9 protein-coding genes are annotated in these 12,664 nt (G+C 49.1%); 3 read left to right on the top strand and 6 right to left on the bottom strand.

Going from position 1 to position 12,664, the window contains the following annotated elements; all coding sequences use genetic code 11:
- The first annotated feature begins 21 nt into the window (after positions 1–21).
- Complete coding sequence (locus ACR0DB_RS21975; protein ID WP_480552987.1) at positions 22–654, top strand: ion channel; 633 nt, start codon at positions 22–24, stop codon at positions 652–654.
- Positions 655–666: 12 nt separating this feature from the next.
- Here ACR0DB_RS21975 and ACR0DB_RS21970 read toward each other — a convergent pair whose 3' ends face one another.
- The 4 genes from ACR0DB_RS21970 to ACR0DB_RS21955 form a co-directional block, all read right to left on the bottom strand.
- The gene (locus ACR0DB_RS21970) at positions 667–2,355 is read right to left on the bottom strand and encodes an aspartate:alanine exchanger family transporter (RefSeq protein WP_170791765.1); all 1,689 of its coding nucleotides are present in this window, start codon (positions 2,353–2,355) and stop codon (positions 667–669) included.
- 75 nt (positions 2,356–2,430) lie between these two features.
- Positions 2,431–5,553, bottom strand: coding sequence for an efflux RND transporter permease subunit (locus ACR0DB_RS21965; protein WP_480552985.1), 3,123 nt, complete (start codon positions 5,551–5,553; stop codon positions 2,431–2,433).
- 15 nt (positions 5,554–5,568) lie between these two features.
- Complete coding sequence (locus ACR0DB_RS21960) at positions 5,569–6,690, bottom strand: efflux RND transporter periplasmic adaptor subunit (RefSeq protein ID WP_480552983.1); 1,122 nt, start codon at positions 6,688–6,690, stop codon at positions 5,569–5,571.
- A 327-nt stretch (positions 6,691–7,017) separates the two neighbouring features.
- Positions 7,018–7,836, bottom strand: a complete 819-nt coding sequence (locus ACR0DB_RS21955) for a hypothetical protein (protein ID WP_480552982.1) — start codon at positions 7,834–7,836, stop codon at positions 7,018–7,020.
- Positions 7,837–8,140: 304 nt separating this feature from the next.
- Here ACR0DB_RS21955 and ACR0DB_RS21950 point away from each other — a divergent pair, with 304 nt between their 5' ends.
- Positions 8,141–8,986 carry a helix-turn-helix domain-containing protein gene (locus tag ACR0DB_RS21950; protein ID WP_480552980.1) on the top strand — a complete coding sequence of 282 codons (846 nt, stop codon included), beginning with the start codon at positions 8,141–8,143 and terminating at the stop codon, positions 8,984–8,986.
- Between the two features lie 82 nt (positions 8,987–9,068).
- On the opposite strand, the gene ACR0DB_RS21945 is transcribed toward ACR0DB_RS21950, so the two are convergent.
- Together ACR0DB_RS21945 and ACR0DB_RS21940 are read right to left on the bottom strand one after the other, a co-directional pair.
- Entirely contained in the window at positions 9,069–10,223 is a 1,155-nt protein-coding gene (locus ACR0DB_RS21945; RefSeq protein ID WP_480552978.1) for an alpha/beta hydrolase, read from the bottom strand.
- Positions 10,224–10,417: 194 nt separating this feature from the next.
- Entirely contained in the window at positions 10,418–11,416 is a 999-nt protein-coding gene (locus tag ACR0DB_RS21940; RefSeq protein ID WP_170787507.1) for an Lnb N-terminal periplasmic domain-containing protein, read from the bottom strand.
- A 604-nt stretch (positions 11,417–12,020) separates the two neighbouring features.
- On the opposite strand from ACR0DB_RS21940, the gene ACR0DB_RS21935 reads away from it, so the two are divergent.
- Entirely contained in the window at positions 12,021–12,269 is a 249-nt protein-coding gene (locus ACR0DB_RS21935) for a helix-turn-helix transcriptional regulator (protein ID WP_480552977.1), read from the top strand.
- Positions 12,270–12,664: the final 395 nt, after the last annotated feature.

The following is a 12,664-nucleotide window of genomic DNA, read 5'->3' as shown; positions in this document are numbered from 1 at the left end:
ATAAACTGAAAAAGCATGCTTATGCAGCATAACTCTTACTTGTTGTTAGCTTCGTTGCTACTCATGATCGTGATGTCTCCGCTGCTGGAGAGTTTTGTCCTTGGGCAAAGAGTTCTGGATGTGATTTTTTGCCTAGTGCTAATGAGCGCTGTTCTTTCTTTGGCAGTTCGTCCCACAGTACAATTGGCAGCAATTGCGGCAGCTTTGGCAACTCTACTCGTTCGTTTAACCGGCGTATTAGATTTCGGAGACGCTTGGTTCGTAGTAGGGTATATTTTGTCCCTATTTTTGTTGGTACTTGCGTTCATCAGTTTGATGAAAGCCATTATTGCAGCCGATTATATTAACCTGAAAGTCATTACCGATGCTGTGTCCTGCTATCTATTGATCGGTATTGCTTGGGCACTGATTTTTTCAATAATACATACAGTTTTGCCACATGCTCTAGATTTTGGAGAGCCTAACGGATCTGAAAAGTGGAGTAGTTACATATATTTAAGCTTTATGACACTCACAACCCTAGGTTATGGAGACATAACCTCCAGCAACGCGGTTGTTCAAATCTGGTCAATCTTAGAAGCGGTTGTAGGAGTTCTTTTCCAAGCAATACTAATCGCGAGACTTGTTAGCCTATATGGGACTCACACCAAGTAGCTCGAACAACTATCAAAGCAGCATGATTAGTGTTCCAAGAGCCGTTAAAAGTACATTGGCAAGCGCGTAAGTTCCTGCATAGCCAAGGGATGGAACGGAACTCTTCGCCGCTTGTTGAACTATCCCGAGAGCTGGTGTGCTTGTCATTGCACCAGTGAGAGCCCCTAAAAGTAAGGCTGGATTCATGTTCAGAACAATCCGCCCAAATGCATATCCAGCCAATAGTGGGATGCACGTCACGACAACACCACAAAGAAATAGTTTCGGCCCGACTGCACCAAGAGCTTCGATTATGCCACCGCCGGCATTTAGGCCAACGCCAACCATAAAAAACAGCAACCCTAGCTCCATAAGAATAAAGCGCGCCGCAGCTGGCATACGACCAAACGTTGGGCGGTTGGCCCTGAGAAAGCCAACTGCGATCCCTGAAACAAGTAGACCGCCGGCATTACCTATTCCTACGTCAATTCCACCAATTCTTACTGTTATCTGACCAATAAACAGCCCTACGACTATTCCGGCTGCAAATGTCAACAAGTCGGTTTCCACCGCGGCCCGCTCTTCTACCCCCAATATCGAAACTAACTGCTGCAAAGCGGCACGCTCGCCGGTCAAATACATCACGTCGCCACGTTGGACCCTTGTCGAAGGTGACAGCGGCATTTCTATTTGCGAGCGTGTCAATCGCGTCAGTCGGCACCCATGCTCTTGTTGGATTGCAAGCTGCCCGATCGTTTGACCGACTGCGAAGCTGGAATTGACAACCACTTCAACAACGTCGACCACAGCGTCTACCAAGTCTTCGTCTAGCACTTCGCGGCCGAGCTTCATTTCCTCCCGAATTTTCTCATGTAGTTTCGGCGAGCAAAAAAATGCGAGTTTGTCACCAGGCTCAAGAGTTGTGTCTGGCGACACGTCGATTATGTCGTTGCCGCGCTTTAACTTATAGATGGCGCCATAGTCTTGATATTGAGACAAAAAATCGGATGATGCTTGAGCTACGGTTTTCTTTTCGTAATCGACAGATGGAACCTCGTAAGCCCGTAAAATTGGGCGCTCGGCCTCCTTTGCTGAATCCTCAGCAACGAAGCCGCGTTCCTTCGCAAAATCTTGCGCCTTTTCAACCAGATCAATTTTAAGCAGGCTTGGTAAAAGCTTAACAAGCAGCAAAAGACCCACGGTACCAAAGATATATGTAATCGCGTATCCTACACTGATGCTTTCGATTATCGCCTCAGAAGTTGAACCGGCCGGAATTGGAACCAACCCGGCTTCTACAGCGTTCTGCGCCCCTACAAGTGTAGGAGTACTCGTCAATGCCCCTGCCATCAAACCAGCGGCAAGCGCGTTTTCCAAGTCGACCACAAGCGCCAGTCCAACCACTAATGCAAAAGAGCCCAGTGACATAAATAGTGCGATGGTCAAATAGCTGAGGCCATCTTGGCGCAACACGTTTATAATTTGAGGACCCGCTTGCCATCCAACCGAGTAGATAAACAAAGTAAACCCGATTGATTGGACGATCGGATCAATTTGAAATCCAAAATGACCGAAAACCAAAGCGCACAACAAAACACCGCCGGTAATCCCTATCTCGAATTGACCAATTTTGACGTTGCCTATCACGTAACCGATGGCAATGATCGTAAAAACGACCAACACCGAGTTGGCTGAGAAAAGCTGAAAGAAATCGATAGTCATCTCTGCCCCGCTGTAGAGGGTATCGTTGTTCTCGCCTTTGGTTGCTTTACCGGCTGGAAAGATAACCCCAATTGGTTACGTTGCTGGCTCCTTCACACGATAGTAAATCGAGTAGAAGACCGGAATCATTATCATGGTGAACACCGTCCCAAAGGCCAATCCGACGGCCATCGTCGTTGCCATGGCGACCCAGAAGATATCCTGCATCAATGGAAGAACACCAAGAATCGTTGTACCTGCGCCAAGCAAAACGGGGCTTAGTCGAGAAACAGCAGCATTCATTACCGAGTCATACTGTTCCATACCTTGCGATTTATTCAGATTGATTTCGTCTAACAACACAATCGCATTTTTTATCATCAACCCGATGAGGCTCATGGCCCCAAGCAACGCCATGAAAGAAAAGGGTTGCAGGAATGTTAGCAAACCAACGGTAATACCGATTATCGCCAGCGGGACGACCGAGAAGATCACAAAAACTGGTCGAATAGCGTTGAAGAGCACCACAATCAAAAACACGATAATTATGATAGCGGGCGCCGCACCGGGCTGAAGCGAAGTTTGACTGTCCACTGTCCCGAAGTATTCTCCTCGCCATTCCAACTGATAACCGGGAGGCAAGGGTATAGCCTCGAACTCCTCACGGACACTTTCGAACAACGTTGGAAATGTAACTTCGTCAGGGCTGGCCTGAATAGTTACAGCGCGCTTGCGATTCCAGCGCACAATAATTGGGTCTTCCAGCTCAACTTTGATGTCTTCTGTTACCGCAGAGAGCGGCAAGTTCTTTACAGACAGGGCTGGAACGACCTGCAAAAGCTCAAAGTCTTCGGCAGTTCGTTGCCTTTCATCGTCGACACGTCGAACAATAATTGGCAAGAGATCTTCGTTTTGGCGATAGAGTCCGACGGGCAAACCGTCAAATGCCGCGCGAGACGCATTCGCGATATCAGCGCGAGAAGTTGCGGTCCAAACACCCGTAACCTGATCAAACTCAGGAACAATCTTTGGAACTCGATTGCGCATGTCGGTCCGGATGTCCTTTGCGTTGGGCGACTTTTGAAGTATCTCCACCCCCTGCCGCGCAAGATCCCTCAACACTTCCGGGTCTGCATTCGCCGGGCCCGAGAACCTTGCCTCGAACGGCCAAGTAAAACCGGGACCTGCTGTGAACTTTCGAACTCGGACCATTGCCTCAGGCAGGTTATCCACAACCCAAGGCTCTAGTTCTTCGACAAGGCTATAAACACTGTCTAGATCGGTCGTGTTAATAATGACTTGTGCGTAGCTTTCGTAAGGAAATTCTGGATCAACGGGAAGATAGAATCTGGGGCCTCCGGAACCTACAAACGTGGAAACTCCGGAAACACGCTCATCTCCCTCCAGGTGATCTTCCACCCTTTTTGCCAGAGCCGAAGTTTGTTGAATGCGCGTACCTTCAGGTGCCCAGATATCGACCATAAACTGCTGCCGCGTCGCATCAGTGAAGAATAGTCGATCTACGAACTGGAACCCGTAAAGCGCGGATCCGAACACTGCCAGCATAACAAGTACGGTAAGCCAGCGCACTCTGATGCACGTAGACAAGACCGCGCGGAACATCGTGAAAACAACGCCCGCATATGGATCTCGTGATGAGTCTTGGTCGGCTTCGGAGATCTTGATAAGATCAACGCACATCAATGGCGTGATTGTCATGGCAATAAGCCAACTTAGCAGCAGCGAAACCCCTACCACCACAAATAGTGAACCGGCATACTCGCCTGCATCTGCGGTTGCTGCGAAGATTGGGTAGAAAGCCATCATTGCGATAACTGTCGCTCCCAGAAGAGCCCAACTCGGTTGGGCAGCGGCTTCAATGGCAGCCGCCTTGCGATCCATTCCTTTCTTCAGACGGACAGCCATACCATCTGCAACTACAATGGCGTTATCGACCATCATTCCCAGAGCAATAACCAGCGCACCTAGAGAAACCCTTTGAAGATCAATTTGCAGTATAGACATTACAATGAAGGTGCCGAGGATCGTCAGGATAAGCGCACCGCCTATTACCAGCCCCATACGCCAACCCATGGCCAGAGCAACAACGACTAGGACGATAAGAACCGCTTCGCCCAAGTTTATCATGAAGGCGTTTATGGCTTCCGTCACGAGATCGCTCTGCCAAGCGATTTTGTGCATTTCAATTCCCAAGGGAAGGTTGGCCTCGACAATGGCCAAAGCCGCATCCAAATTTCGTCCCGTGTCTACAATATTGCCGCCAGTCACATTGGCTATTGATATCCCAATTGCGGATTGGCCATTGAATCGCATGACATTGATGGGTGGTTCCAGGTAACCTTGTCTGACATCTACAACGTCCTTGATTGCGATTGTTTCAGCACTGCGGTCTCTGGGGCGAGTTGCCTCATCAGCAAAATCCGCGGGAATATCCAGAGCTTTGTCCAGCAAGCTTGTACGGACTCGTAAGTTCCCGATATCTTCCGGGCTTTTAAATTCTCCAGTCGGCGCAATTCGAAGGCGCATATCGCCAAGCTCTAGTTGCCCCGCATTAACGACCTGGTTCTGCAGTGCCAGCGTTGCAACAAAGTCTTCCGTCGTTACCCCGAGATCCAGAAGCTTTTGTTCCGAAGCATCAAGGTAAATAACCTTTGGCTGCACTCCCCAAGTTTCGACACGTGCAACTCCTTGAACAAGCGCCAGCTCTTTGCGGATCGCCTTTACGTATTCTTCCAGTTGCGCGTAGGAGAAACCGTCGCCCGTTATCGCAAGAACGAACCCATACACAAAACTGAAGTCGTCGATAACGTTTGGGGTCATGGCTCCTGGCGGAAGCTGACCATGGACATCCCGAACCTTGCTACGCATCTTGTCCCAAACTTGGGGCAAGCGGTCCGCCCAATACTCCTGTTTGATTTCGACCTTTACAATTGAAAGTCCAGCTTTTGAGTAAGACGTAAGAAAACGAAGTTCCGGGAGTTCTTGAATCGCAGATTCTATGAGGTCAGTAACCTCTAGCTCAACTTCTTCAGGGCTTGCACCAGGATATTGAGTAATCACGATCGCGGTTTTGACTGTAAAATCGGGATCTTCGAGTTGGCCAAGACGGAAATAACTAAAAGTTCCGATGACCAAGATAAGGAACAGCGTAAAATACGTTACAACTCGGTTCTCAATGGATATCTGCGGAAGTGACATGGCTGCCTCCAGAATTTAAGGCGCTTCGACCCGGACCTTTTGGCCCTCGGTTATGACATTGACACCTGCAGTGACGATACGATCCCCCGCATCAAGCCCTTGAACAACTAATCCCCTCCCCCCGATAGAAATTACTTCAACAGATTTTGGAGAAACTGTGTTTGACGCTTCATCAATAAGCCAAACGAAAGTGTTTCCCGCGTTTTCCCCGTCAGGCGAAAACACAGCTGCGCTGGGAATCTCAACACCGGTCTTCGCCCAGTTCTCGGGCAGTCGTACACGAGCAGTCGCTTTACCGGCCATCCCGGGTTGGATTTTGGCTTCGTCAGGTTGATCCATTACAATTGTAACTGGATACGTACGAGTGCTGAGCGACGCCTCAGAACCTATCCTGGAAATTTCTGCAGGAACTTCTAAATTCGGTAGGCTTGAAAAAGTAACGCTGATTTCTTCCACGAAAGGAGCCAGCCCTATAAGAGCTTCTGGAACGCCGATTTCCATTTCGATCTGGGAAGTATCCAGGATGCGCATTACCGGTTGTTTCGCGACAACGTTCTGAAAGTTGTCCGCAAAAACCTCCGACACAATCCCATCGAAAGGTGCTTTCAGTTCCGTATAGTTTAGGTTGAGACGAGCAGCGTCCAGCAAACCTTCAGTCGCTTCAATTTTTGCCTTGGCTGCATCGACAACCATAATTTGGTCGTCGACGTTGGCCTGAGAAACAAAATCATTTTCGAGCAGTTTTTCTCTGCGCTCCAATTCTGTGGTTGCGTTGGACAATGCCGCTTGAAGAGAAGCTTGTTCCCCTTCAATTGTGCGAATCCGAGCTATATAAGGCTCCGGGTCCAAAGAACCGAGAATTTCCCCTGATCTGACAGTCGATCCCACATCGACCGGTCTGGTAATCATTCGCCCCGATACTTCGAAAGACAGGTTCACTTCCCGTACAGCTTCGGCTCGACCAGGATAGCTGTCAGTCCGAAACCTTTCTGTGTCACCCACGATCATCGACAAAACCGGTCGAGCAGGTTTTTCTGTCGCTTCGGCACTATCTTCTTCAAAGCACCCTGCAAGTGCACCTACAAAACAAATCGTCATCCAAAACTTGGCGTGTTGTTTAAAGCAAGTTTTTTCCATTTGTTTTACTCTCACTGAATTGGACAGGTTGGATGACCGCGCTGTTTGGCTTTCCGTTCGTTACTCAGACTTCATCGTAGGCGCTTAACTTTGCTACACAAAACACTAATTCAAACCTTAGAATAAAAAGTGCTTTTAGTGAACGCCCTACCGAATCGGTCATCTAACAGGCAGCTACGTGACTAGTGTCAGCAATCTCATTTTTTGGTCGGCGCAGAAGAACTTTCCTGAACACCCGACGGAACAGGGAGGCGGATTCTTAAGCTTTTCACTTGGGCCCTCTCTTTTTTGCGTTGTAGTAAGTCCTTTTTCAGACGCTCGTTTCAATCATTGGAACTGCATATTTAGTGCAAAAAACACTTGTCGTTTTGGTTGTCCCTGTCCGCTATCGGCAACTGACCATTGAGGTTCAACGAACACGTTGAATACAGTTTTTCCTTTTACCCAGACCTTTCCGACCCGGAGGCCTAACGGTACAGAATAATCACCGTTTTCCAGATTTGCTGTCCAAATTGGAGCCCCGCCTGTGTACCAGCCGTCGCCAAGTTGGCGGAACAGAATAGGTTGCAATGCGGCGGTGTTTACGCGTTCCCGGTCGTTCGTGCTACCCACGCCGCTTCGCCAAATTAGCAAGTACCCATACTGCCAAATTGCCGATTTTGCGTTGAAGTAGACATTAGCCAAACCCAACTGCCATTGGTCGCTGCCCAAACGGTCATCGGAGGCGGTTGGAGCCACAATAGAAGGGCCAATTGCAAAGCTTACTCCCGGTTTTTGTAAGTCGATCTGATAGGCGGCGAAGATGTCAAAATCCCCCACTCCATCCACCGTTGACCCACCATCGCCGACAGGAAAGCTGTTGAACGGCAAAGACGCGCGGATCAGCCAGTTTGATTCCCCTAGCTGGACCGGTTGGGCGTAGCGAAGAATGAACGAATTTGCATCGTTTTCGCTAGGGCCAGTCAACTCATCGACATAATAGTTCTGCAAGTTGAAAGCCGTGAAATTTGCCAGAGGGTTATTGGCCTGCGCCGCAGCGTCTGCGCTGTCTTGTGCATAAACTTGGCTACTGAAAAGAGTAACCTTAGCCGCCAATATTGCTAAGACAAAGAGCACACGCCGCAATCTTCCCTCGCCAATTTGCATTCGGTCCGCCTACCAAGCCCCGTGTTTAGGAAAACATGCTTGCATTGAAAGGCGATCGTTAGGGGGAATTTCGACATCCCAAAAGTGCAAAATACGTGTCACAGACCAAAGAATTTGCCTCAATAACTGACTGTTACGTGTCAAAGAAATATTGTTATGTCATATTTTCTGAATGTGTTATTCGGAATAGATGGGGGACAAAGAACTATACAAAAACTTGTCGGTTGAACGGACATTCACAACCACGTCTGACGTCGGGCAGTTGCAGGACGCCTCCGTCGGTTGGGATCAAGAGTACTACCAAATGACTGCTGGTCCTTTGGAGAGCAGTCTTGACTTACTTCAAGTTGGTCAAAAACAGATTGCTCGGGAGAAATGGAATCGAAAAATAGTGTATCGCGGCACAGGTATGCCCGATTGTTTTTCGGCAGCGCTGGTTTTGGAACAAGCTGAACCCGCAGTTTTTTTTGGAGAAAAAATCGAAACAGGTTCGATTGTTGTTCAGCCTCCCAATCGAGAAGCCGAGCTTATTGGCAGTACAAACTGGGATGGGGTAAATCTGGCCGTTCACTTTTCGGAAGCGCGGTCTCTGGCGCTCAATCTCACCGGGGATGAGCTCGACTTTGAAGACATACCTCCAGTCAGTAGTCTAGCTCAGCAGGCGAGTAAAAGACTGGGACTCGCGGCTCAAGATTTGCTGCACCGTTCGAAGCAAGCAAATGAATTTGAGATCGAACACCTGCTTGACCAATTTACGAAGTTATTCCTATGGGAATTGATTAGCTCGCGGGCTTCGAAATCTGCTTCTCTACAATCTTGCCGTTCCGCGGCAATCGTTAGTCGCGCGTGCGATATCGCATATTCGGACGATGTCTGCTCCGTGGGTCTGGTCGAGTTATGCAGTGAAATCGGAGTAAGCCTTCGGACTCTACACTACGCGTTTCGAGATTGCATCGGTATATCCCCCGCAACCTGGTTACGACGCATACGCCTTAACAAAGTCCACAAAACACTTAGTGCCGCCAGTGTTGGGGAAGTTCAAATCAAAGGTGTTGCGATTGAAAACGGTTTTTTTCATCAAGGTCATTTTGCTCAACAATACAAACGGGTGTTCGGACGTCTGCCGGAAGAAACACTTGGCCGACACTAACATGTTTTGTGGCACAATACTCGCAGCCCAAGAATAGAGATTGGTGGCTCTAGCCGGCCGAAAGCGCGTCATGTTCCCAAATTCAGTTGGATATCGCCTCGTCAACGACAGCGATGGTACCACTGGCGGTAATAACCACGGCTTCAGCGCGACCTGAAACCTTAGCGCCTTTATCGCCTGCTAGTATTCTGTCTCCTATCAGCCGAACAACCTCGGGAGCGTCAGCAAACTTTGAATGGTGAACAGAGGTCGTGTCTTGTACCTGGGACAGGTCGATCACGTTCAAACCTAGCTCGGAAATCAATGTTGCATCTAGCTGTCCCACACGCGGGTTTCTTGCAATCAAGCTTGAAACCGCAAGAGCTTGGTCATTTTCGGATGTCAGCACATAGAACCTCCGTTTGTCCTTGGGGATCGCTGATAACTGAGCAATGAATAAGTCTATGTCTATGTCGGGCGACGCAAGAATAACACTTCTGAGTTTACCGCTGACATTGAAAAGCCCGCGATTTGCTATGCCGCGAGCGGCCTCCATGGCAACAAGGTTACCCATCGAGTGGGCTACGATATCTATTGTTTCTACAGGACTGTCTTTGAGTAGCCCAGGAACCTCCTCAAGCTGATCCCGTGCAATGAGTGCACTGTTGATGTCGTAGACGTAGGCACCCAAACGAGCCTGAGAGGCCCAAGAGTATAAGATGGGCACTCCGCTATACCCGGTGTCTTCCAGAAACTGAGCAAACCGCAATACTGCATCAGTCAGATTTGTGTTGTAACCATGTATCCATAGCAGAGAGGCACGTTCTCCCTTTGGCAAAGCCAAAACACTGTTCTCTACCGTGCCTACAAACTTGCTATCGTTGTCAAATATCTGCGGGTTCGTGATAACGAAATGCTTATCGGGATCTGGCGAGCTGCCTCTCGGCCTTTCGATATTGCCCGTCTTGTGGTTTGGCGGGATTACAACATCTACAGCCGCAAAGTTAAGACGATTGGCGCGACGACCTGAAAAAAACTCGGTCGCCACCGTTGAGGGTTCGCGAACAGTAGCAATAAAGATCCTATGACCTCTTTCATCGATTTCTGCTTTGGATAAAGCTCTTGTTGGTTCGAGGCCGACTAAGTTCCTTTTGGAACTGCACCCAGTCGCGACAAAAACGCTCCCTGAAAATACGAAGTGCCTCCGCGACTGATCTATGGTCTTTTTGACGCTCAACTTCACAAACCCTTTTTCCACGAATATCGCCGTCAAAGGCATCGTAGCCAGAGCACATTACACATAAATGGAATATAAATATCGGACAAATAGGCGGGCCGCAATTTTCCCTGTGTCTCAAGGCTTCCACCCGAAAGACCGAAAAATCACTTCTGCTCTAGCAGCACCATCCAGCAACTGTCCCAAAGATAAAATGACTTTTCCAAGACCAAGAGCTAAGGAACCGGAACATCTTTGCGGATTGCTGCTGAGTAACCCTCGTCTAGCCCGTTTGCTAGCGCGTTAGCTGTGATATCTCCAAGACTATATAACTGCTGAATATCAATCTCAGTATTGGTCAGTCCTTGCTCGTACAGGTAGTCAGGAAAATAGCCATTAATTACAACGCGATAGTCGACAGGAATGCTAATGCCAACATGTCGCGCGATTAAAATTGCTGATCGGGAGCAATTGGTGAAAACTGAGTTGAACCAGCGGGGTCGCTCGGCGATTTCATTTGCAGCTTCTACATAGGCGCTGATCAGTTTGATACGCTCTTCTAATTCACCACGCAGCCTGAACAGATGTACTTTCTCTTTTCGAACATTAGAGCGAAGCCCGACGACATCACGCTCCTCCGCCGCTATCATTACAATAGGATGCGCTTTGAAAAAGTCGGCAACGGGAGAAAAAGACTCTCCGACCTGTCGGCGTACTTCGATCGACCACGTCAAATACCTGCCATCAGAAAAGCCAAAGCTTAGCATAAGGTGCGCCATTTCTGGCCCACCCCAATACGACATGAAGAGGTCCACACTTTCAATTTGAGACAGATCGTATTCTCTAGTAATCCACTTCTCTTCGAAAGTATCAGCCGACTGCCATTCAAATGCACGAACGTCATTCAGAGTTAGTGTGTTGCCGCTTATTTCACCTGTGACTGTCCGTACAACATCAGGCGACCAATTTCCGTCCGAAGGTGGGGTTAGTGAGTTCCACCATATTAGTATTGCTGCGAGATATACTGCGAATCCAGACAACCATCGCCATCTACTTCTTCGAAAAATTGAAACTAGCGTTCCGAGGCCAACGACGACAAAGGAAACGATCGCAATTAACCGGATCAATTCTGGGACTGAAAATTTGAACCATAGGGCCAAAGTGCCCCATACTGTTGAGTAAGCGACAACTAGCAACAATAAAAGAAAGCAAAGAGCATTCAGCACTGTGCGCATAGCGTATCCCACCATTCAATTGAGCCTGAAACAACCGTAAAAACGGCTAGAGTCGACTAGCGAGACCAAAAACCAGGGTGAGCATCAGAAAAAGGACCTATGCCTCATACCTCTGGGTCAGTTCGTTCGAACGGCAGACTGTCGTCAGCACCGCGCCTGTAAGAGCCGACCGCATTAAAGTGATTTCTCGCTGGACGTTATCAAACATCCGTTTAGTTGTTTTTTAGTTTCATATTTCGCCGCTTAGCGCAAATTGGCCCGTACTTGTCATAAGACAATATCCGGCCCCCGCTCCTTCCCTCCGGTCTTGCGGGAGAAGGCCCTTCGCTTTCAGGTTCGTATCTGCGCGATGCCTTTTATCGGAGGCCAGCCGCTTCCCCGCAGGCTTCTCACCTGCCCCGCTCTGACCGCGCACGGTCTCGGCGACCTTCCGGTACCTGCTGACAAAATCAGCTCTGAAACTATCCGCAGAATTATTTCACCTCTTTTTAGAGAGTTAAAAGAAGCCCAAAAACAATAAACTCAAGCGGGGTTTATTGGTATTTTTTATGGTTGGTGGGTAATCCAAGTCTAGAGCATCAGCAACTCAAACCGGAGTAAACAGATGCTCACCAATGAACCAGCAAACGACAACAACCGCCCCGCCACGGATTATCTGGACGGCTTTATTGACGAAAGCCAAGCCGCCGATTTCCTGTGCCAGAGTGTGCGCACCATCCAGAAATGGCGCGTAACGGGGTTTGGCCCGAAATTCTACAAGTCGGGTCGGTCTGTCCGTTATCGCCGCCGTGACCTTCTGGAATGGGCCGAGGCACGTCGCTACGGCAACACCGGCAGTTACACCGCAGCCTGAGTTTTGCCCGCGCGGGGTTGGCAGCGCCGTGCGGGATTTTGGGGCCGGAACGACTCTGTAGAGGCGCGGGCGAAACGGTCCCGCGCCCCTTTCCACATACATCAACAGAAAGACACTGAACCATGGCAAACCAGCCTGCACAGAAATTCAAGATAGGTCTGATCACCGCAACGATTTGGGACAATGTGCGAATAGCCTCTGTTGCGCGTTCACCACAGGGTGAATTCGCTCCGTTTGCTTCCACAGTGCTTCCAGTTGTGTTTGTCGCAAAGCAAAAAGCCTCGCGTGGTGCGAGGCTAAGTGTTTGATCCGGGGGATCAATTTTAGTCTGACCGGGCTGTGTAGGGGATTTCTGACACTGGTTGCGGGAGCAGGATTTGAACCTGCGACCTTCA

The sequence above is a fragment of the Ruegeria sp. AB6 genome (assembly GCF_056542685.1).
This window is presented reverse-complemented; position numbering and strand designations above follow the sequence as displayed.